Source organism: Anaerohalosphaera lusitana (assembly GCF_002007645.1).
Classification (GTDB): Bacteria; Planctomycetota; Phycisphaerae; order Sedimentisphaerales; family Anaerohalosphaeraceae; genus Anaerohalosphaera; species Anaerohalosphaera lusitana.
The window spans coordinates 787563-810751 of record NZ_CP019791.1 but is presented as its reverse complement, the minus strand read 5'-3'; the positions used below and the strand labels follow the sequence as shown (position 1 = coordinate 810751).

Here is a 23189-nt window from a genome sequence, read left to right as displayed (position 1 = left end):
TTCAATGGACAGACGTGATTTTTTGAAACTGGCCGGCGTTACTGCTGGTGCGGCTGGGCTGAATATGAGCTTCGCATCGGCGAAACTCGCCAGGGCCGAGAAGAGAAAACCGAATGTCATATATATCATGCTGGACGAGCTTGGATATTTCGAGCTTAGCTGCATGGGCAATGAGAAGGTACATACGCCGAACATCGACAGGATGGTGAGTGAGGGTATGCGGTTCACGCAGATGCTTGCAGGCAGTGCTGTTTGTGCGCCGACGCGCAGTGTGCTGATGACGGGCAAGCATGCGGGCCATACAACGGTGCGCGTAAACGGCGGCGGGCTGGCACTGCTTGAAGATGATGCGACGATCGCAAGCATGCTGAAATGTGCCGGTTACGCGACGGGCGGCTTCGGCAAGTGGGGGCTGGGCGATGCGGGCACGACGGGTGTGCCGGAAAAGCACGGCTTCGATACGTTCTACGGCTATTATCACCAGGTGCACGCGCACACTTATTATCCGCGCTATCTGCTGCGGAACAGCGAGAAGGAATATCTGCCGGGCAATACGGACGACTTCTACGAAGGCGAGACGTTCGCGCACTATAAGATTTTCGAAGAGGCGAAGAAGTTCATCAAGTCGAACGCCGACAAGCCGTTTTTCTGTTACTGTCCGTGGACGCCGCCGCACGGTTTGTGGGGTATGCCCGAGGATGATCCGTCGTGGCAGATGTATGAGGACAAGCCGTGGCGGGCGGGTCAGAGACAGCCGACGGATTCGCGTGTCTATGCCGCGATGATCAACATGGTCGACCGGCAGATCGGCGAGATCATGGACATGGTCAAGGAGCTTGGCATAGATGAGGATACGATCATATTCTTCTGCGGCGACAACGGCGGGCAGCCGTACTTCTGCTGGGGCGATCCCTCGACGCCGCGACCGGAGAAGATGCCTTATCCGCATGGATTTATCGGGCCGAACCTGAATCCTGAAACGGGTGAGCGGTTCCGCGGCGGCAAGGGCAATCTCTACGAGGGCGGGCTGCGTATTCCGTTCATTGTTCGCTGGCCGGGCAAGGTCGAGGCGGGCAGCGTGAGCGAGCATCTTGGATATTTCCCGGATGTAATGCCTACGCTTGGCGAGATATGCGGTGCCGATGTGCCGACGGATACGGATGGGATATCGTTCGCTCCCACGCTGTGTGGTGAAAAAGCAGCGGGCCGAGAACAGGACGAGCACGAATATCTGTACTGGGAATTCGGCAGGTGGATCGCTGTGAGGTACGGCGATCACAAGCTGGTTACGCGGCGCAACAACAAGGGGCGTGCTGAGCTGTACGATCTTTCGGAAGACATTGAAGAGCAGAACAATATCGCCGCTGAGAAGCCGGACGTCGTGAAGAAGCTGCTTGCGTTTGCGGACGTTGCTCATACGAAAAACAAGGTCGGCACGTATCTGCCCGGGACCGAGGATATTCGGTTTGACGGGCTGAAGGTTCGGCATCATTAAATGCTCTATGTCAGAGCATAAATTGAAGTATCAGTTCGTGTCGCAATCATGAAAATAGTTGTCGCAATGGATTCGTTCAAGGAGTCGCTGAGTGCCCGGCGGGCGTGTGCGATCACGGCCGGTGTGATCGGCGAAGTCCTGAGTGATTCTCAGGTGATCACGAAACCACTTGCGGACGGCGGGGAAGGGACGGCGGATGCGATGCTGGCGGCGGACGGGGGCGAATGGATAAGCTGTGACGTGATGGGGCCGTTGGCGGGCATGCAGGCGGAAGCGGGTTTTGCGTGGTTCGAGAAGGACAGGTCGGCGCTGGTCGAGATGGCAAAGGCGAGCGGGTTGGAACTGCTAACGGATGGGCAGCGGAACCCGCTGAGGGCGACCACATACGGCACGGGGCAGTTGATCCGCAAGGCCATCGAATGCGGGGCCGAGAAAGTTTATCTCGCTGTGGGGGGCAGTGCGACGGTTGACTGCGGCGTGGGTGCTGCGTGTGCCCTTGGCTGGCAGTTTCGATTGGCGGACGGGAGTGATTATGTGCCGGGCGAGAGTCGGCTGAATGATATCCGTGAGATCGTTGAGCCCGAGGTGCCGATCGGCCGCGAGGTGATGGTACTGTGTGATGTGGACAATCCTTTGTGCGGACCGAGAGGTGCTGCGAAAGTTTACGGGCCGCAGAAGGGAGCGACGCCGAAAATGGTCGCGGAGTTGGAGGCGGGGCTCGAAAATATCGCGGAGCTTGTCGAAGAGCAGCTTGGGATGTCCATCACGGACATGCCCGGAGCGGGAGCGGCTGGCGGATTGAGCGCGGGAGCGGTTGCGTTTATGAACGCCGGGCTCACATCGGGGACCGAATACATAATTGGCAAGTCCGGGCTGGTGGAGGCTCTTAATGACGCGGACTGGGTGGTTACGGGTGAGGGCAGGCTGGACGAGCAATCGCTGCAGGGCAAGGTGATTCATGGGGTGATGAAATGTGCGAAACGGCATGGCGTAAAGGTCGCTGTTCTGGCTGGACAGGTGGCTTTGGATGATCGAACGCTCGAAGAGCAGGGTATTGACATAGCAATGCAGTGTATGGAACCGGACATGACGGTCGAAGCCGCAATAAGCGAAGCCGGGGAACTGCTGAGCGAGAGAGCGGCTGAGCTGGCGCAGGAACTTATAGCTTAGGCGGGCTCGCACATATGTTCCGTCACACTTTCATTGCAGCCTGTTTCATCTGCTGGCGTTGATGTATCCACTTCCATTTGCCTGCACTGAAGAAGTACCACATGCCGGAGGTTCTGCCGATCCAGTCCATCGCGGTGGCGAGCCAGATACCTGCGATCCCCATCTCGAAATGAATGCCGAGCAGATACGCCCCGCCGACGCGGAAGAGTATCAGCGATATGATCGTGATGTAGAGCGGTGAGGTGGTGTCTCCTGCGGAGCGCAGCGAAACGCCGAGTATCAGAGCGGCAGCGAGGAAAGGCAGCTCGAGCGCGGAAATCTGCAGTGCAAGCCCTGCCTGTTCGAGTATCTCCGGGGTCGCACCGAAAACGCTAACGCAGAGCGGGCCGAACAGAACAAAGATCACGCCGAGTCCTACCATAGCCAGACCTGCCCAGAGGATAATCCGTTTGACCGCGCGTTCGGCAAAGCTGTGCCGCTGGGCGCCGATGGCCTGGCCGACGATTGTCGCGGAGGCGTAGCTGATGCCGACGCAGGGCATGAATGCGAGCGATTCGATGTGTACCGCGATCTGGTGAGCAGCGAGTGCGGTAGTGCCGATGCCGGCGACAATGCGCGTAAAGAAAAGGTCGGCGACCGAATACGACGAGCGTTCGGCGATCGCGGGCCAGGCGAGCGACAGGAGGCTTTTGTAATAACCGAGCCGGGGCCTGAACATCCAACTGAACGGCATGTTGACGGCGCCCATCGGATTTAGCACGGCGATAATCGAAAGCAGCCCGCCCAGACTTCGCGAGATAAGTGTACCGTACGCAACACCGACAAGGCCGAGTGCAGGAAACGGACCGATGCCGAAGGCGAGCGCCAGGCTAAGGCCGACGTTGGTGAAGTTCATGATCATGGTGTTGGCCATGGGCGTTTTGGTATCACCGGCTGCACGGATGATGCCGTTTGCGACTATCATGGGTTGACCGAGGAAGATCGAGAGTATGACGATCCTTGCGTACGTGGCTGCGAGGGGCAGTACGTCGCTGTCGGCTCCGAGTGCGTCCATCGCTAAGGACGCGATCGGAAAAAGTATCGCGGTAGCGAGACCGGCCAGCACGAATGCGACAACCATAGCGTGGGCGGCATGTCTGCGGGCGGTGGCGAAATCGCTGGCGCCCCAGTGCCGTGAAACGAGCGAGGTTGCCGCGATCGAGATGCCGTAGAACGGGGCACGTGTGAAGAACATGATGCGACTGCCCAGCAGAGTAGCGGCAAGCGCGTTGGGGTCGCGCAGCCAGCCCACGATCATAGTGTCTGCCATGAAGACCAGCGTAAACATCAGGTTTTCCATGACCGCGGGCAAGGCCAGAGAGAGGATCGTCCGACCTAGCTTTTCGTCGCTTAGGTCGAGAGCCTTTGCCTGATATGGCGATTTTTTTGTAAAGCCGTTGAGTCGCATAGAGGGTGATTCTATTAAATCCGCGGTGAGGAAGGAAGGTAAATAAAACGCAAATAAAAAAAAGACCGGCGATCCGTGCCGCCGGCCTTCAAATTCCCTCGGCTAAATGACTCAGCCTTTCTTAGCACGCCTGTTTATGACCTCGCGGGTCAGCTCATCACTGTCGCCGTATTTTTCCCGCAGATCCTCGAGTCTGCTCTTGAGTTTTGTCACAAGGTCGGAATATTGCGGATTGCCGTAAATGTTGTTAAGCTCGTTGGGGTCCTTCTTGAGATCGTACAGCTCCCAGGCATCTATGTCGTTGTAGAAATGAATGAGCTTGTACCTCTTTGTGCGTATACCGTAATGTCTCTTCACCTGGTGCACAGCGGGGTACTCGTAATAGTGATAGTACATAGCGGTACGCCAGTCGTCCGGCGTATCACCTGCAAGCAGGGGCATAAGCGAGCGGCCCTGCATGTCGTTGGGGATCCGGGCCTCGGCCATGTCGACGAACGTAGGAGCGAAGTCGATGTTCACCACGATGTCCTTATTAACGCTGCCCGGTTTTATCAGGCCGGGATACTTGACGAGGAACGGCATTCTTAGCGATTCTTCGTACATGAACCGCTTATCGAACCATCCGTGATCGCCGAGATAGAAGCCCTGGTCGGAGGTGTAAACGATCACAGTATCTTCGGCCAGGCCCTTTTCTTCCAGGTAGTCCAGGAAGCGTCCGACATTGTCATCGACAGAAGCAACGCATGCCAGATAGTCCTCCATGTACCGCTGGTATTTCCACTCTTTCAGTTCCTGTCCCGAAAGTTCCTCGGGCGGTTTCACCTTGGTGTCGTACGGAACACGAAGATGCTTTTCGATCGTCATCTCCTGTTCTCGAGCAGCGTCGGAGCGGGTTGCGTAATCATCGTTGAATGTCTCGGGCAGCGGTATCTTGCGATCCTTGTACATGTCCGCATGTTTTTCGTCCGGCTGCCAGTTGCGATGCGGGGCCTTGTGCTGATAGAGAAGGCAGAACGGCTGGTCGTTGTTCCGCTGTTCGATCCAATCGATCGCCTTGTCCGTGATGATGTCAGTAACATAGCCGTCGTACTTTTTCCGCTCGCCCATCTCGATCATCACGGGATTGTGGTATGCGCCCTGGCCCGGCAGTACGTTCCAGTAATCGAAGCCGGTGGGCTCGGAACGCAGGTGCCACTTGCCGATCATCGCGGTCTGATAGCCCGCCTTGCGGAGGAGTTTTGGGAAAGTCTGCTGTGAACCGTCGAACGGAACAGGGGTATTGTCTATTTTGCCGTTAATGTGACTGTACTTGCCGGTTAGGATGACCGCTCTGCTCGGTGCGCAGATGCTGTTGGTGCAGAAACAGTTGTCGAACCGCATGCCCTCTTCGGCGATACGGTCGAGATTGGGCGTCTTGTTGATTTTGCTGCCGTAACAGCTCAACGCATGTGATGCATGATCGTCAGTCATTATAAAGACGATGTTGGGTTTGCGCTTTGGCTTTTGAGTCATGAACTGACCCGCACAGCCCGGCAGACTGACCGCTGCTGCTGAGATACCTGCAACTTTGAGAAAGTTCCTTCTGGTAATGGGTTTCATTTTGCTCTCCGGCAATTTATAATTATTATTCTCTATTTATTTGCTCTGCTTGTGCAGTCCGGGGGGACGAACCTCTGAACCTTCGACATTTTTAAGTCGGTCGCCAAGCTCGGCACGTGCTTTGGTGGCAAACTTTTGCAAATGTTTAACTACTTCGGGGTGTTCGTCCTTGACATCCTCAGTTTCTTCGATGTCATTCTTCAGATCGTAAAGTGCCAGCTCTGCCTTGCGCTTAACGCGAGGTCCCCAATGACCATCCATGCCTGGCTCTACCCCTTCGTAGGATTGGTATGTATGCGGAAAGACAAGTTTCCAGTTACCCTCTCTTACGGCGCAAAGACGCCGCTGGTAGAAGTAGCAGAGATGTTTGCGGGGATTGGCATTTTCGTCGCCTTTCAGTAACGACAAAATGCTAACGCCATCAATCTTCTTTTCCGGAAGTGGTGCGCCGGTAATTTCCGCGATTGTCGGAAGTATATCCAGCGTGGATGCAAGTTTGTCGCATTCGCTGTCGGCCGGTATTTGGCCGGGCCAGCGCATAATGCAGGAAACGCGACATCCGCCTTCCCAAGTGGTCTGTTTGCCCTCTCTCAACGGTTCCGCGGAGCCGGCATGGTTGCCGAAGTTGAGCCAGGGACCGTTGTCACTCGTGAAGATCACGAGCGTGTCTTCTTCCAGGCCGTTGTTCTCGAGAGCCTTCATGACCTGGCCTACGGACCAATCGATCTCCATCATCACATCGCCGTACATGCCCTGTTCGCTTTTGCCCTTGAACTTTTCAGAAACGCCAAGCGGAACATGTGTCATCGTATGTGCAAGATAGAAGAAGAAAGGCCGGCGTTTGTTCTCGTTGATAAATTTCACGGCCCTCTCAGTATATCGCGTGGTCAACGTATCCTGATCCTCGAGCGTGTCTATTGTATCGACCTGTTCATTATCTTCGATCAGTGGGAGCGGCGGACAATCTTTCTTCCAGCCGGATTTCGCCGGATTTCCGTTAAAGTCAACCGGCCACATATCGTTCGAATACGGCAGTCCAAGGTACTCGTCGAAACCATGCTGCAGCGGCAGGAACTCGCGGTGATGTCCAAGGTGCCACTTGCCAGCCATTCCTGTTTTGTAGTTGCGTTTCTTGAGTATCTCGGCGATTGTTTCCTCTTCGGGGTTGAGGCCCTTTTTTGAATCAGGGAACAATGCGCCTTCTATGGACACCCTGTTTGAGTAGCAGCCGGTGAGCAGGGACGCACGGCTGGCGGAACACACCGGTTGGGGGACGTGAAAATCGGTGAACAGCATTCCCTGTTTGGCAAGGCGGTCGATGTTGGGAGTGCTGTATCCCTTACCACCATAGCAGACCGGGTCGGCATATCCCATGTCGTCCATGTATATTAGAACTATGTTCGGCGAACTCCCGGGCTTGCCCGCCTCAGCCGCCTTTGCCAAAGACGGTACTGCGGCGGATGCCAGAGATACTCCAGCGAGCTTGAGAAAACTTCTGCGGTTTAACATATTAAACCTCATACCTACCATTAACCCATTTGATTAAATTTTGAAATGGCCGTTCTCGTAGACCAGTTCGTCGTCGGCGTAGATATGTCCGCCGTTGGTCATGTCGGCGAGCATGTCCCAGTGGATCGCGGATTCGTTCTTGCCGCCGGACTCGGGGATGGTCGCGCCTATCGCCATGTGCACTGTTCCGCCGATCTTCTCGTCGAAAAGCATGTTCTTGGTGAATTTCTTTATGCCGTGATTGGTGCCGATGGCGACCTCACCGAACCTGCGTGAGCCGGGTATCTCGAAAATTTTGTCCAGCAGATCCTTGCCCTTGGCTGCGGACCAGTCGACGACCTCGCCGTCCTTGACTTCGAGCCTGATGTCCTCGATCTCCTGACCCATGTAGAAGCCGGGATACGAAAAACGTATCTTGCCGTTGACCGAATCCTCAACGGGTGCGGTGAAGACTTCACCGTCGGGCATGTTCTTGTTGCCGGAGGAGTTGATCCATGTCCTGCCCTCGGTGACGAAGGATATGTCGATGTCCGGGCCGGCATATTTGATCTTTGTGGCCTTGTTGAGACGATCGCATATGACCTGCTGCTGTTCGTTGACCTGCTTCCATTTTGCAACCGGATCGTCCTCGTTGAGATAGCATGCAGAGTAGACGAACTCCGCATACTCGTCCAAGCTCATGCCCGATTCCTGCGCGGCGGCGTTGGTGGGATGCACACAGAGCGACCAGTTGAACTCGCCTGCTGCCGCCCTTTTGAAGAAGGTCTTCATCAGATCACTGCGAGCCAGACTGACTTTCTGCTTCTTTTCTGCGTCGATACTCTGCAGCGTCTTCATGTTGAACGGCGAGAGTATGTTGAGCAGCGCATCGTAAGACTCAAATACGATCTTATTGGTCGGTGAAACATATTCCAACTGCTCATCGGAAGCGTTTTCGTAGAGAATCCGGTCAGTTCCGTCCAGACTTATCTGCAATTCCGGATGTGCACCGGCCTGAAGTGCGGCCCGATATATCTCTTTGACAAGGTCCTCTGCCAGGTACGAGGCCCGGATGAGAAACTTGTCGCCTTTTTTAACCTTAAGGGAATAATTGACCAGTAAGTCTGCATATTTCGCGTTGATATCCATCGAATTGCGGCTCCTTGTTAAGAACATTTGCCCATTTGTGGTGTAAACATTAGTGCCTGCAGAATATGCGTTTTAGCGATATTTTTCAACAAATAAAGCTGCACGTTGTATTTGCGGGCGAGTGATGGTATAATTCCCGGTTTTTATGATACCGATTTTCTAGCTGGATTTGCATGGGTACAGAACATATACGTAATTTTTCGATAGTTGCACACATCGACCACGGCAAGAGTACGCTCGCGGACCGCATGCTCGAGCTTACCGGCTCGATCACGGACCGCGACAGGCAGGAACAGATGCTCGACAGCATGGACCTGGAACGTGAGCGCGGCATAACGATCAAGGCGTCGGCGGTGACGATGAAATACGAGCTGGACGGCAAGGAGTACATGCTGAACCTGATCGACACGCCGGGCCACGTGGATTTTCATTACGAGGTTTCGCGTGCACTGGCTGCCTGCGAAGGTGCCCTGCTCGTCGTGGACGCCAGCCAGGGTGTCGAGGCGCAAACCGTTGCCAACACTTATCTTGCGGTCGAAACCGGGGCAGAGATAATCGGCGTGATCAACAAGATCGACCTGCCCGCGGCCCAGCCGCAGGTGGTGATCGAAGAGGTCGAACACGCCATTGGTCTGAGCAAGGGTGAATGCTTTCCGATCAGTGCCAAGTCCGGTGAAGGAGTGGGTGAGCTGCTGCGAGCGGTCATTCAGCTTCTGCCGCCGCCCGAGGATCACAGCGACGAACCCAGCTCGGCACTGATATTCGATGCGAATTTCAACGATTATCGCGGCGTGATCTGCTACGTCAAAGTCGTGGGCGGCAAGCTCAGGACCCGCCAGAAGATACGCCTGATGGGAACTGGTCGCACCTACGTGATCAGCGAGATAGGCAAGTTCGCTCCGCAGATGACCGCGGTCGACGAGCTCGGCTCGGGCGAGGTGGGCTACGTGATCGCCAACATCAAGGAACTGGCGGACGTGACCATCGGCGATACGATAACCGACGACGCGAACCCGGCCGAAAAACCGCTGCCCGGCTATCAGCCGCCTGCGCAGATGGTTTTCTCGGACTTCTACCCGGGTAACAATACCGATTATCCGAAACTGCGCGGGGCGTTCGAGAAACTGGCGACCAACGATTCCAGCTTCACCTTTACGCCGCAAAGTTCGCCCGCACTGGGGTTTGGCTTTAGATGCGGTTTTCTCGGTCTGCTGCACATGGAGATCGTGCAGGAACGGCTCGAACGCGAATACGATATCGACGTGGTGCAGACCGCGCCAACGGTGAGTTACGAAGTCATTACTAAGGACGGTGAGACGATCAGGATCGATTCACCGAGCATGCTGCCCGACCCGAGCCATATCGAGGCGCTCAAGGAGCCTTACGTGCGGCTGGAGATCATCACGTCAAGCGATACTATCGGCGGGATCATGACGCTGGCGGAGGGCAAACGCTGTCAGCTTATCAAGACGGATTATCTGAGCAAGACGCGGGTGCTGCTGGAGTATAAGGCGCCGCTGGCGGAGATCGTTTACGATTTCTACGACCTGCTCAAGGGTATCAGTCACGGCTATGCGACGATGGATTATGAGCTGATCGGCTTCGAAAAGAGCAATCTCGCAAAGGTCGACATACTGGTCAACAAGAAGGCCGTCGACGCTCTATCGGTCATCCTGCACCGAAGCAATGCGGAAGTACGCGGCCGAAAGCTGCTGCAGAAGTTGCGCAAGGCGATACCAAAGCATCAGTTCGAGATACCGCTGCAGGCCGCGATCGGCGGAAAGATAATCGCCCGCGAAACGATAAAGGCCTACCGTAAGGACGTGACAAGCAAGCTGTACGGCGGTGACGTATCGCGAAAGATGAAGGTGCTCAAGAAGCAGAAGGAAGGTAAGAAACGCATGAAGAGCATCGGCTCGGTGCAGATACCGCAGGAAGCCTTCATGAGCATACTGGACACGAGCGATTAGCCCGGCCGAGGACGCAGCAAAATTATACAGAATTGTAACCGAACTCCTGTGACTCTACTCGCAGGAGTTCGCTTTGTATATGGGCGAGCCGTCCTCACGCTTCACATTATACTTAGGCTGCCAGCCCTTGTGCCAGTTGAGCGACCAGAGCTTGCTCAGCGGCACGGCCTCGGCATGACCGTCAGCGAAGACCACATTCGTAACGCCGTAGTGGCGGTCCATGGTAACCCTTACCATCATCCCGTTTTCATGGTGGCCGGTTGCCTCCCCAGTGAGATCACATTCAGCCGTTATTTCATCGCTCTCGTCAGGCCATGTATCAACCCAGTTGCCATCAGCAAATACAGGCGTTCTAGAGGGTTTTTGAATCTCATTGAAATCTTTGAAATTCTTTTCTTCAGACCCATAGTAAGATTCTCTTATATAGAGCCAGCCATTAAAAGCGTATGTCCCAATGCGCTGCTCCTCACGATTATAGTTCCACATCCATGGCGTGCGTGAATCACCGTAACGGTATGAACCGTACTCATCGTAGTCGCGACTAACAGTTTCAGGGCACAACAGAATGCTGTCGACTGCATTTGTATATTCATCCAGCCGCTGGCACCACATGTTAGCATATTCTAAAGAAAACCCTTTGCCGTCATTTTCCTGGGCATACAACGTTGCAATTTGGCCGAGCTTGCGAAGGTTCGACTGGCATATGAGCGTCTTTGCGCGCTTGCTGCCGCGGCCCATCGCGCCCATTGCCATGAACATGAATACACAGCAAAGCAGGATCATCAGGCAATCGTTTTTTCCAAGTCTCATAAAGTCTCCATTCATTTGCAGCTATTGGCGCGGTAAATGGGGGTCCCATCTGTTCGTTTCACATTGTGTTTTGGTTTCCATTGCTTGTGCCAGTAGAGAGACCACATTTCTTCCAGTGCCACTGATTCGGCGTGTCCATCAGAAAAGACTATGTTCGTAGCTCCATAATGACGGTCCATCATGAAGTATGATATCTTTGTACTATAAAATTGGTTGGGGTACCCGGAAAGATCAGTCTGAGGGTATATGCAGTCATCTACGAACGGCGTGGAAGAAACCCACTTCGCATCTGCGAACATTGGCGTCAGGGAAGGCTTCTCAACACTGCAGGTATTCTTGAAGTATTTTTCTTCATTTGATGAATAGGAACTGCGAGTATACAGCCAGCCATTATAGCCATATGTCCCCGTAACGTAAGAACTCAAACTCCAGGTCCAGACCCATGGTTTTCGCGAGTGGCCCATAGTGTACATGTTGGTTCGGTCTACTACCAACTCCTTCGTTTCGCTACAATGCATTATGCTTTCGGCTTTCGCCGTATAATCATCCACTCGACCATACCATGAATTAAAACCTTCGCCGTCATTTTCCTGGGCATACAGCGTTGCGATCTGGCCGAGCTTGCGAAGGTTCGACTGGCATACAATGGTCTTAGCATGCTTGCTTCCACGGCCCATCGCGCCCATTGCGGCGAGCAGCACCGCACAGCAAAGCAGCGTGACGATCATATCTGTTCTGGAAGGTTTTATTTTAAACATGGATCACTCCTCACTATTCGGTCGCTAGCCAGTTTTCGATCAGTTCCATCAGGTCGGCATTGTCAACGGACAGATCGCGGTTGACGTCGCCCTGGAAGTACTCAACTTCGATCCCGCCGCAGGTACAGTCGGAATGGTAGCTGTCCAGACAGAATGTGTTGAGCCAGTCCGATGCCAGAACCGCCAGGTCGGAAAGATTCACCGCACCGTCAGCAGCGATATTCACCGGGCGATGGAGCTGCATTGCTTCGGAACAGCCGTCAGCACCTATCGCCCATACCGCACCGGCCTCATCGCCGGCATAAAGCATGCCTTCACCGACCGCCGGATAGCTGAGCCTGCCCTGCCCATCGAAGCGGGCGAGTTCTTCACCATCAGGACTGACAACATACACGCTACCGTCATCACCCGCTGCATAGACCAAGCCGTCATTGCCGACAGCAAGACTGTAGCCGCCGACCTGACCCAAATGCGAGCTCCATTTTAGACTTCCATCTGCATTGAGAGCACACAATGTCGGCGAGTCCATTGACAAATATACAGTACCATCAGCGGCAACAGCAGGCTCAGAGTACATCCGACCGCTTGCTTTTTGTGCCAGGTAGGTTTTCCTGATCAGGTCCTGATCCATCGCAAAATCATAAAAGCGGAGATCGTCAATTTGCCCTGGCAGATTATTGCCAACATAAATTCTATAATCAGCGGTGTTCACTAAAGTGTCAGGGTTGCTGAATCTGGGTTCGCGTTTCACTCCGTCAATGTATATACTTATGTCGCGAACGGTGGGATTTTCGGTATCGGCAAGAACAGTCGTAACTCGGTGCCAGCTTCGTGATGACAGATTAGAATCCACATAGATCGCGGCGCCGCCTATGCCAAGAGCGAGTTCGTCGCCCTCAAAGAACAGCCTCCACCGTTTTCCTTGTTCCCTGCGGCCATAATCGAAGATATCACCCCGCCCTGCTTTTACCCAAACAGAAACTGTACGAGCCTGTGAACCAATCACACCGGGATAGCTGTTAATGTTAAGCTCATCATGCTCCCTCAGTGATATACAACCCTCACCAACAGCAGGTTTGGTATTGACAAGATCACCCTCGAGATAACTTGTGTAACCTTCTATAACGTCCGTTGTGCCGTCTTCGAAAGGCCAATGAGCTACAGGTGTCACTAAGTTTGAGGACTCAGCTAAATCATACAGATCGACCGACCATGCTACTTCGCCCGTATCGCATGCAAGTGCGTAAAGTGTTTTGTCATCCAGGGCGTTTATCAGGACGTTGCCGTCGGGAGTGACGACCGGCGAAACGAAGAAGCCCTCTGCCTCGGGTATTTCTGTCGTCCATTCGATCTCGCCGGTGTCGAGGTTCAGGGCGTAGACATAAGGATTATATACGCTCGAGAAGTATAGTCGCTCGTCATCTATCGCGGGCGAGGCAAGTATTTCGTCGCTGATCTGGCCGAGCATGGGCAGCTCGAATTTCCACAGATCGCTGCCGTTCCATTCGAACGCACGAACAGTTCCGTCGGTGCAGGCCGCGAATACCCTGCCGTCAGCAGCTACAGCCGGACTTGCGATCATCGGTCCGTCCACGTTCTGTGTCCAGCGGACCATGCCGTTTTTGTCGACCGCATAAAGCGTACCGTCACGGTCGCCGAAATAGACCGTTCCGTCCGGCCCGACCGACGGTGAACTCGTAACGGGACTTTCTGTTTCGAACGCCCACAGCACAGTGCCCTCGGGGTCGACAGTGTAAACCTTGCCGCCCTGTTCGCGTATCAGTACTTGCTCTTCCCAGTCATTCGTTTCGTATTCATCTTCCCAGCCGCAGGCCGCGTGGACATTTCCGTCCGAGCCAACCGCGACGCTGCGCTGAAAGGCACCTTCCGTTTCCAGCTTCCACTTGACGCAACCGACCTCAGGCCCGACAGCTAAACTGCTGCCCGAACGGTCGCTGCCGCCTCCAAGCGACGGCCAGGCCGAATCCGTCGCGGGATCAGGGCTGATCGGCTGAGCGGTAAAAGGCCCGCCGTATTTGTACTCGATTCCGACAGGATCCTCACCCGCTGCAAACACGCCGACCACGCACTGATTGGACAGAATGACATCAGGCAACGTCCATTGATATTCGCCGGTATTCTCCTGCGCAGAAGCAATGGTCATCCAGCTCTGCCCACCGTCGATACTGTACATGATGTCGACCGGACCATCATATTCGAACGCTTGCCATCTCACCTTGCGCGTACTGCCCGCGGCCCATACAGAAGCCACTTGCGGATTATCGACTGAAATAAATGGTATTACTTCATCAGCACCTATATCAACGACCCCAAAAGTAACTCGCTGCTGACCATCGATATCCAATCTGCTTTCGGCTGTATATTCGGGATTGCCTGCATTCATGCACGGCGAAAGGTTCGTAATATGATAATCACCAACCTCCGAAGAAAAAGGTTTGAGAGAACGTTTTACAAAATGCGGGACAGCTTCAATATTTGTAGAATCATGCGGCAATTCATAAGGGTCATGAGTTCCCGTTTCATGAGTGAAGAGCGAATCGAAACACGAATATGTAATTTGTGAAATAGAATTTATCCATACACTTCGCATTTCGCCGTTCTCAATATCATTGCCACCGTATATGATACTGCCAGATATAATAGAGTTGCTATTGACTATCCTTGCCTGATATAAGTTATAAGAACACCGCTCGTACTCAAAAAAATTGTCTGCTATTGTACAATTCAGAATTCTGTTAACGGAAGTCTCTGGTGTGCTTGACTTGACAAAAATTCCGGGGCCTCTGGTACTGACAACATTGTTGGTTATAAAACAGGACCTAAGTTCAGCCTCACACGCACCGACCAATGCAACTCCACCGCCGCGGTCGGCTGGGCCATTTTTCGTAATATTGCATCGCTCGATCGTTGGGGAAGCATTGAGACACAGAACACCACCGCCACACGTATCGTTTCTGAAAACCTCCACATTCGTACCAGCCCCGCCAGTCAATGTGAAACCAGATAGGATACTTTCAGCCCCCTCGGCAGTTTCAAAAACCACACAACTGCTGTTGCCCTCACTTCCGTCTATTACGGTTGATTTGACGATATCCCAGTTGGCGGGCTGCTGACTTCTCACCTCTATCGCTTTGCCTTTGAAGTTTATGTTTTCCTTATATACGCCTGGCGTAACGATTACTGTATCGCCGTCTGTTGCGGCGTCTACGGCTGTTTGGATGGTTGGGTGGTCGGCTGGGACGTGGATTTCTGCGGTTTGGGCGGCGGATATGCACAAGAGGACCGTTAGAAGTGGTATCACAAACTTCATCTCAACTCCGAAATCTGAAAATGCGGTTTATTATGTAACATTGCTTCCCATTTATGAGACGCTGGTTAATGGGAAATGTAACGTAATTTTTGCTAAATATAGGGCAAAATTGCACCTATAGCGGTCCGGCTGCACCGGTTCCTCGACCGTTACGGGCGATTCCCAGAATGTTTACTTCCTCCTGCGGAGGACGGCAGCGCCCAGACCGAGCAGAAGCAGGCTTGCGGGCTCAGGGATGACGTTAGCCTCGATGTTGTCCAGATGGATCGTCTCCGCCTGGCCGTTGATGGTAAGGCCGCCGGCGGTGATGTATGCGATGTCGTACTCGGGCCGATCGAGTTGAGCCCGGACAACCTGCCCGGCGCCTATGAAATAGGCTCTTTCTTCGGCGATGAGCTGACCCTGAGCGTTGTAGGCCTGAACGATCGCGGAATCGGATGCATCGTCTCCGATGAGGTCGATCGCAACGCTGTTCGCGTTCTGGTGGAAATCCACACGAAGTGCGAAACCGAGATTGTTGTCGGCGGACCACTGGCTGCCGAAGCCGAGATTGTTACCGAAGACCATCGTGCCGGTGCTTGCGAAACCGTCCTCGACGGCATAAACACGGCCGTCCAGCCCTGGGTAGCCCCCAACAGATGATAGAGTTGCATCCGAATATATATCCGAAACATCCACGCCATCACCGTAAGCATCGGGATCTATTGATACGAATGCGGAAAACGCCGGGATAGAAATGCAGCAAACCAAAACCGTCATTAATACTGAAAAACGGGTTCTTAACATGAATACACCCTCTTCCAAAAGATCATCATCACTTTCAACCGATTTAACGAACCTATATTACGTAGTTGAACGGACAAAATCAAGTTAATTTCAGGTAACTTTTGAAGGAATCCATCAATTTGAGTAAAAATCACGCGTAAACCATCGCAAAACAAGGGTCAGGCAAAAGTTTTTGCAATCGATGAAATAATTTCCAACTTCAACTCGTCTTTTGTGTAGGATTAGAACAAGTTTTGTCAAAGTAGACCAGCAGTTAGCCGATAAAGACATAAAGCTGTCTATATTTTAGAAAAACTGGAATAATGGAGATTATCATGATCAAAAAGTCAATCACAGCAGCACTGCTATCTGTCGCTATCATTCTTGGATCAGGGATCGCCCTGGCCGCTGACGATGGAAAACAGGACAGCAAAGAAGAAAAAGCCAAGGTAAAGGCCGAGGAAGGCCAGAAACAGGAAGTTCAGAGGCCAGACCGTCCTGCCAGGCGTCAGCGGAGAAGCCCGCGTGATGCACGCAAAATGTTCTATGAACAGCGTCTGAAACAGCTCGAAAAAGAGCTAAAAGAACGCACAACTGAACACGAAAACTTCATTAAAGAGCTGGAAGCCATTAAGGAACTGGCCAAAGAAGAGGACGCAACCAAGACAGCGGACCAGGTTGACAGGCTTATCGGCAAGATGAACCGTAAGTTCGAGGGCGAGATAGAGGTCTACAAAAACAGGCTCGAACAGTTTAAAAAGAGCATGGAACAGCGCCTCGAGGGTCGGAGAGAACGCCCCGAAAGAGGGAGAAACCGGCAAGAAAATGAACAAAGTGATGGTGAAAACAAGCAAAAAGGCAGAAGAATGGGTTCCATGAAGGCTCCATCACAGGATTAGCAAGGTCTTGATAAGTGACATACAAGGGCCGGCGGCTCAGGTCGTCAGCCCTTTTTCTTTGCGCCAAAATACCCGCATTCATTTATCCGGTAAATGGCCGGTGAATACCAGAATTTCACACCTATGCAAATGCTCAACTTTGCTTTTGATTCGTTGACATGCAGCATGCAAAGCCCTATCATTTTTGCGTAAGCTGAAACCCCAATTCTCTCAGGAAATGATATGGCCAATACGGGATTTACACATCTCCATTTACATACACAGTATTCGCTGCTTGACGGTGCGGTTGCGCCGGACAAGCTGTTCGCCAGGTGCAAGGAGCTGGGCATGGACTCGGTGGCGATCACCGACCACGGGAACATGTACGGAGCGATCGATTTTTACCTCAAAGCACAGGCAGCGGGCATCAAGCCGATCATCGGCATCGAGGCATATCTGGCGGGTGATTCGCGGAAATCGCGGGAAAAGGACCAGTTCGGCGAGACTGCATACCATCTTATACTGCTGGCGGAGAATACTACAGGTTATCACAATCTGCTAAAGCTCAGCACGCTGAGCTACACCGAGGGTTTTTATTATAAGCCCCGTGTTGACAAGGAGATACTGGCGGAGCACAGCGATGGTATCATCTGCACCAGTGCGTGTATCGCGGGTGAAGTTGCGCGGGCGGTAGAAAAAGGCGATCTGGAGCGTGCGGTCGAGATGGCCAAGAGTTATCGAGACATCTTCGGCGAGAACAATTTTTTCGTGGAAATACAGGACCACACGGGGACGGACCTGCCGGACATTCGTGGTGAAATGGTCGAAGTCGCAAAAAAGGCTGGCGTGGGTGTGGTGGCGACTAATGACGTGCACTTTCTCAACGCGGAGGACCACGAGGCGCACGATGCGCTGACGTGCATCAGTACGGGCAAGCGGGTGACCGACGAGAACCGGATGATCTATCCGAAGAGCCTGTATCTCAAGAGCCCGGAGGAGATGCGGGAGCAATTCGCGAAGACTCCGGAGGCTTGTGACAATACCCTGGCGATCGCTGAGAGGTGCAACGTGGAGATCGACCTGGACAGTCAGCACGCACCGGTGTATACGCCCAAGGACGGCAGCACGCCGGAAGAGATGTTCCGCAAGCTGGTTTACGACGGTGCAAAAGAGAAATACGGCGAAATCACGTCCGAGATCGAGGATCGGCTGGAACGCGAGATAGACGTTATCGCGGGCAAGGGCTTTGCGAGCTATTTCCTTATTAACTGGGACTTCTGCAACTACGCACGCGAGAATCATATTCCGGTCGGTGCGAGGGGTAGTGCGGTCGGAACGGCGGTGGGTTACTGCATGGGGATATGCGACGTCGATCCGCTGAAGTACGATCTGCTGTTCGAGCGATTCATGGACCCGGAACGAAATGAGATGCCTGATATTGATATCGATATCTGTCAGGACGGCCGGCAGAAAGTACTGGAATATGTTCGGGACAAGTATGGTGATATCGCGCAGATAACGACGTTCGGGACAATGAAGGCCAAGGCTGTAGTTCGGGACGTCTGCAGGGTGCTGGATGTTCCGCTGGGAGAGGCGGATCGGCTGGCGAAACTGATACCGAACGATCTGAAGATGACGCTGGACAAGGCGCTGGAGGCGGAGCCGGAACTGAAGGAGGGTTACAACACCGATCCGCAGACGCGTAAGGTGTTTGACATTGGGCGAAAGCTGGAAGGGCTGACGCGTCATGCGTCGGTTCACGCGTGCGGTGTCGTGATCGCGGATGAGCCTTTGGCGAACTTTTTGCCTTTGTACAAGACGGGCGATTCGGATGAAATGATCACGCAGTATGAAGGTCCGTGGGTCGAGAAGGCGGGCCTGTTGAAGATGGACTTTTTAGGGCTACGGACGCTGAGTATCATCGAGCGGGCGGTGCAGCTTGTAAAGGATGCGCACGGCGTGGAGATCGATCCGGAGAAGGTGGACATCACGGATCAGCGGGTGTTCAACGAGGTGTTCGGAAGCGGTAAGACGAAGGGCGTGTTCCAGTTTGAATCGGGCGGCATGCAGGATCTGCTGATGAAGCTCAAGCCGGACCGGCTGGAGGACCTTATCGCGGCGAACGCGCTGTATCGGCCCGGTCCGATGGCGCTGATACCGGATTATATCAAACGCAAGCACGGAGCGGACTGGGAAGTGCCGCACCCGATCATGCGTGAGGTGCTCGAAGAGACGTTCGGCATCATGGTGTACCAGGAACAGGTGATGCGTATCTGCAACCGGCTGGGTGATATCAAGCTGCGTGCGGCGTATACGCTGATTAAGGCCATCGGTAAAAAGAAGCTCAAGGTAATCGCCCAGGCGAAAGAGCAGTTCGTCAAGGGCTGTGTGTCGAAGGGACTGACCGAAGAGCAGGCCAATGAGATATTCGATCTGATCGAGAAATTCGCGGGGTACGGCTTTAACAAGAGTCACGCGACGCGGTATTCGTTCGTGGCATATCAGACGGCGTACCTGAAGACTTACTATCCCGTCGAGTTCATGGCGGCGCTGCTGACGTACGAACAGGGCAATACGGACAAGATCGTTGACTACATCGACGAATGCAAGTCGATGGGCATAAGCGTGCTGCCGCCAGACATTAACGAAAGTTTTTCCGATTTCACCGTCGTCTATAACGAGGACGAATCGGGCGAGAAAAAAGGTAACATCCGTTTTGGTCTTGGTGCTGTGAAGGGCGTGGGTCTCAAAGCTGTGGAACAGATGATCGAGACACGCGAGCGGGTGGGCAAGTTCAAGAGTTTGTATCATTTCTGTGAGAACGTCGATCTTCGCGCAGTGAACAAGCAGGTCATCGACTCGCTGATCAAGGCGGGCGCTTTCGATCAGCTCAGCGGTTCGCGTGCGCAGATGATCGCGGGCCTGGAACATGCAATGCAGGCAGGTGCACAGATGCAGGCGGATGTGCAGAGCGGCCAGATGAACTTCTTCGGCGCGGGTGGATTCGCAGGTAATGGTGAGGAGGACCGCAAGGACGAACATCTGCCAAACGTGCCGCCGTGGCCCGAAATGCAGATGCTCAAATATGAAAAGGATGTGCTGGGCTTTTACGTTACGAGCAATCCGCTCAGTAAACACGCGCAGGAGCTGCGGGCGTATTCGAATACTAACACTGCCGGCCTGAAGCAGCGAAAAGAAGGCAGTGAGGTGGTCGTCGGCGGCATGGTAAAATCCATTCGCAACATCGTCACCAAGAACGGACGGAATGCGGGGGCGAAGATGGCGGTCTTCGTGCTGGAGGATTTGCATGGGACCTGTGAGGTCGTGCTGTTTCCCAAGACGTATGAAAGGATCGGGCACCTGGCTGAGGTGGACAAGGTGCTGTTCGTGAAGGGTACGGTGGATACTTCACGCGAGAATCCGAACGTTCTATGTGATGAGCTGATACCGGTCGAGGAAGCTTGCGAGAAGATCGCAGCGAAGGTATGGATCGACATTGACCGGGCGGAGATCACCGAAGAGAAAATTTCGGCGCTGCGGATGCTGCTGGAGAACTATCGAGGCAAGAGCCCGGTGTATGTGAGCCTGACGACGGACAACGGCTATAAGGTGGCGATGGTCGCAAGCAAGAAGCTGGCGGTCAAGCCGGACGTGGAATTCTGCAATCGGCTGGAAGGCCTTGTGGGCGCGGAGAAATTCGAACTGAGACGCGCGTAACTTTGATACTAAGACCAGAGGTTCTGATTTGCCCCCTGTATTGACGATTTTGAAAAAACGATGGCAGGAAGTTCTGCTGATAGCGATCCTTGGTTCGGGCATTTTTATCCCGAGCATGCTGCTGGGACTGAACGATGCTGCGGGTCAGGAGCCTGAGGTTTCGGAATGGTCCCTGTTCGCCATGGTTGCTGGTGTAACGTTTTTTGCAGTGTTCTATGTAATGATAACCATGGGCTTTCTCGAGACGGCGTACAGAGAGGGTACGTATCAGCAGGATCCGGCGAAGCTGCTTATCATCGGCAGGCGGTTCTTCTGGCGGATGCTGCGATTCAATATTATAATCGGCCTTGTCAGCTCGGTCATAATATTTGCTTTCTACGTGGTAATCCACCGGATGATCCTGCAACTGCCGCCGGACGAAGCACCTTCGGTCTGGGTGCAGCAGATAAGTGCGTTTTTCACGAGCATTATAGTCGCCAGGCCCGTGCTGCTGATACCGCCGATTTTCATTACCACCGGAACGAACGAGGCATTGAAAGCGTTCAGCCTTTCGAAAAAGTTCCCGGTCAAAAGCATGGTCGGCCCTATAGTGATTTATGTGGTGTGTCAAGCAGTTGCCAATGGATTGATGCAGGCATGGCCCTTGATGAAGGACACGGGTCCGATTCGATATATTCCGCTTGCGGTGATCGGCGTTGCAGCCGGCCTTTTGTTCTTTGTGCCGTATCTGCCCGCGATGAAATATATCACAGAACGGATGCCCTCGCCGCCCGAGCGTGAGGATCCGGGAAATGAATAGTGTGCCTTTGCGGGCATTTGAAAGATGTAGAAGTGACGAACAGATTTGACGGAAAATTTATTGTGCTGGACGGGCCGGACGGCTGCGGAAAGAGTACTCAGGCCGAGCTTCTGGCTGAGCATATTCGAAGCAACGGCAGCGAAGTGGTGGGGTTTCGCGATCCGGGTACGACGGTCATAGGTGAGAAGATCCGCGAGATACTGCTGGATGTCGATCATGCGGGCATGGCGGACAATGTCGAGGTGCTGCTGTATATGGCGGCGCGAGCGCAGCTATGGAAGGAGAAGATCGGACCTGCATTGCGGGAAGGCAAGTGCGTGGTCATGGACCGCTGGATATCTAGCACGTGCGCGTACCAGGGCTGGGCGGGCGGATTCGGCGTGAAGAAAGTGATCAAGCTGGGCGAGGACTGCCTGGAGCGGGTCTGGCCTGACGTGACGGTGGTGCTGGACGTGGATCTGGAGACCGCGGCGGGGAGGATGAATCGTGAGCTTGACAGGATGGAGCAGAAAGGGCAGGCTTATCATATGAAGGTTCGTGAGGGCTTTCTTGAACTGGCGAAGATGAGCGATACGGTCGAGGTTGCGGACGCATCGAGAACGGTTGAGCAGGTGCAGGCGGACGTTGTCATCGCGGTTGAAAAGCATCTGGGAGGAGCGAAGTGAGTCTAAAGGATATATTCTGTCAGGACAAGCCAATCTCGACGCTGCAGAATGCATACGCGGCAGGCAGGCTGGCGCACGGATATATATTTGCCGGGCCGGACGGCGTGGGCAGATACAAGACCGCGCGGGAATGGGCGAAGGTGCTGTTGTGCCAGGAGCCGGTCAGCGGGCAAACAGAGGACGGTAAGTTTTATGACAGTTGCGGGGTATGCGAGTCGTGCAAGCTGTTCGAGGGTGACGGGCATCCCGATTTTCACCATGTTTACAAGGAGCTGGTGCGGTTCACGGAGAAGGGCAAGAATAAAAAGACGCCCGTGCAGATGCCTATCGATGTGATACGCGAGTTTCTGATCGAAAAAGTGGCTGCTAAGCCGAAGGTCAGCGAGTCGACGGTTTATGTGCTTAGCGAAAGCGAAAAGCTTAATGCCGAGAGTCAAAACGCCCTGCTGAAGGTGCTCGAAGAGCCGCCGGGACACTGCAGCATCATTCTGCTGTGCAGCAGGCTGGAAAAACTGCTGCCGACGACGCTGTCGCGGTGCCAGGTCCTGCGTTTTGGCGATATAGATGAGCAGAAGATCGTCGAGCGACTGGCTGCGAATGGAGTTGAGCAGACGGAGGCGACTTTCTGGGCAAGGTTCAGCGACGGCAGCATCGGGAATGCGATGGAATGGGCCGCGCTGGAGCTGAAAAACGACAGTTGCTACAAGATAAAGCAGATTTTGGTGAAGGGTCTGGCAAGACATCAGTTATCCAGATCGCTCGATTTCGCGGAATGGCTTTCAAACAGCTCCAAGAGCATCAGTGCGGCCTGGGCGGATGTAGACGAAAATACGAGTAAGACGGACCTGAATCGAAGGGCTCAGAAGGGTCTTATCAGGATGATGATCGCATTTTTCAAGGATGTTATGCGAATGCAGGCCGGTCTGGAGGACAATCTGGTGAACAGTGACCAGATGCAGGAAGTAAAGACCATGGCGTCGAGGATTGACCCTGATCAAGCTGCAAAGAATATCGAAAAGGCGTGTGAAAACATGATCTGGGTCGAAAAGAACGTCAATGAAAGATTGATCTTCGAGGATTTGTTGCTGAACTATGCCGGTTGTGGTAGAATGTAGTGTTTAAGTATTTTGACAGGCAATAACCGGAAA

At 53.7% G+C, this 23189-nt stretch carries 16 protein-coding genes; 8 read left to right on the top strand and 8 right to left on the bottom strand.

What is annotated here, in order from left to right; genetic code table 11:
* Positions 1 to 4: 4 nt before the first annotated feature.
* Complete coding sequence (locus STSP2_RS03490) at positions 5 to 1495, top strand: arylsulfatase (protein WP_146659893.1); 1491 nt, start codon at positions 5 to 7, stop codon at positions 1493 to 1495.
* Between the two features lie 48 nt (positions 1496 to 1543).
* A complete protein-coding gene (locus STSP2_RS03485) occupies positions 1544 to 2665 on the top strand; it encodes a glycerate kinase (RefSeq protein ID WP_146659891.1) in 1122 nt (373 codons plus the stop codon).
* A 22-nt stretch (positions 2666 to 2687) separates the two neighbouring features.
* On the opposite strand, the gene STSP2_RS03480 is transcribed toward STSP2_RS03485, so the two are convergent.
* The 4 genes from STSP2_RS03480 to STSP2_RS03465 all read right to left on the bottom strand — a co-directional run bounded on the left by STSP2_RS03480 (position 2688) and on the right by STSP2_RS03465 (position 8348).
* Complete coding sequence (locus tag STSP2_RS03480; RefSeq protein ID WP_146659889.1) at positions 2688 to 4112, bottom strand: MATE family efflux transporter; 1425 nt, start codon at positions 4110 to 4112, stop codon at positions 2688 to 2690.
* 111 nt (positions 4113 to 4223) lie between these two features.
* A complete protein-coding gene (locus STSP2_RS03475) occupies positions 4224 to 5711 on the bottom strand; it encodes a sulfatase/phosphatase domain-containing protein (protein ID WP_146659888.1) in 1488 nt (495 codons plus the stop codon).
* Between the two features lie 36 nt (positions 5712 to 5747).
* Complete coding sequence (locus STSP2_RS03470; protein ID WP_205847988.1) at positions 5748 to 7220, bottom strand: sulfatase family protein; 1473 nt, start codon at positions 7218 to 7220, stop codon at positions 5748 to 5750.
* A gap of 33 nt (positions 7221 to 7253) precedes the next feature.
* The gene (locus STSP2_RS03465) at positions 7254 to 8348 is read right to left on the bottom strand and encodes an aminopeptidase (protein ID WP_146659884.1); all 1095 of its coding nucleotides are present in this window, start codon (positions 8346 to 8348) and stop codon (positions 7254 to 7256) included.
* A 173-nt stretch (positions 8349 to 8521) separates the two neighbouring features.
* On the opposite strand from STSP2_RS03465, the gene lepA reads away from it, so the two are divergent.
* A complete protein-coding gene (gene lepA / locus STSP2_RS03460; protein ID WP_146659882.1) occupies positions 8522 to 10318 on the top strand; it encodes a translation elongation factor 4 in 1797 nt (598 codons plus the stop codon).
* A gap of 54 nt (positions 10319 to 10372) precedes the next feature.
* Here lepA and STSP2_RS03455 read toward each other — a convergent pair whose 3' ends face one another.
* From STSP2_RS03455 to STSP2_RS03440, 4 genes are all read right to left on the bottom strand, one after another.
* Complete coding sequence (locus tag STSP2_RS03455; protein ID WP_169852948.1) at positions 10373 to 11128, bottom strand: hypothetical protein; 756 nt, start codon at positions 11126 to 11128, stop codon at positions 10373 to 10375.
* 11 nt (positions 11129 to 11139) lie between these two features.
* Entirely contained in the window at positions 11140 to 11886 is a 747-nt protein-coding gene (locus tag STSP2_RS03450) for a hypothetical protein (RefSeq protein WP_146659878.1), read from the bottom strand.
* 13 nt (positions 11887 to 11899) lie between these two features.
* The gene (locus tag STSP2_RS03445) at positions 11900 to 15217 is read right to left on the bottom strand and encodes an outer membrane protein assembly factor BamB family protein (RefSeq protein WP_146659876.1); all 3318 of its coding nucleotides are present in this window, start codon (positions 15215 to 15217) and stop codon (positions 11900 to 11902) included.
* A 171-nt stretch (positions 15218 to 15388) separates the two neighbouring features.
* The gene (locus STSP2_RS03440) at positions 15389 to 16003 is read right to left on the bottom strand and encodes a PEP-CTERM sorting domain-containing protein (protein ID WP_146659874.1); all 615 of its coding nucleotides are present in this window, start codon (positions 16001 to 16003) and stop codon (positions 15389 to 15391) included.
* A 314-nt stretch (positions 16004 to 16317) separates the two neighbouring features.
* Here STSP2_RS03440 and STSP2_RS03435 point away from each other — a divergent pair, with 314 nt between their 5' ends.
* The 5 genes from STSP2_RS03435 to STSP2_RS03415 all read left to right on the top strand — a co-directional run bounded on the left by STSP2_RS03435 (position 16318) and on the right by STSP2_RS03415 (position 23156).
* Positions 16318 to 16881: a hypothetical protein gene (locus tag STSP2_RS03435; protein ID WP_146659872.1), complete on the top strand. Its 564-nt coding sequence runs from the start codon at positions 16318 to 16320 to the stop codon at positions 16879 to 16881.
* Between the two features lie 222 nt (positions 16882 to 17103).
* A complete protein-coding gene (locus STSP2_RS03430; protein WP_146659871.1) occupies positions 17104 to 20577 on the top strand; it encodes a DNA polymerase III subunit alpha in 3474 nt (1157 codons plus the stop codon).
* Between the two features lie 28 nt (positions 20578 to 20605).
* Positions 20606 to 21376 carry a hypothetical protein gene (locus STSP2_RS03425; RefSeq protein WP_169852947.1) on the top strand — a complete coding sequence of 257 codons (771 nt, stop codon included), beginning with the start codon at positions 20606 to 20608 and terminating at the stop codon, positions 21374 to 21376.
* Between the two features lie 32 nt (positions 21377 to 21408).
* Positions 21409 to 22041 carry a dTMP kinase gene (tmk, locus tag STSP2_RS03420; RefSeq protein ID WP_169852946.1) on the top strand — a complete coding sequence of 211 codons (633 nt, stop codon included), beginning with the start codon at positions 21409 to 21411 and terminating at the stop codon, positions 22039 to 22041.
* The gene (locus STSP2_RS03415) at positions 22038 to 23156 is read left to right on the top strand and encodes a DNA polymerase III subunit (RefSeq protein ID WP_146659865.1); all 1119 of its coding nucleotides are present in this window, start codon (positions 22038 to 22040) and stop codon (positions 23154 to 23156) included. The genes tmk and STSP2_RS03415 overlap by 4 nt, the downstream gene beginning before the upstream one ends.
* Positions 23157 to 23189 lie beyond the last annotated feature (33 nt).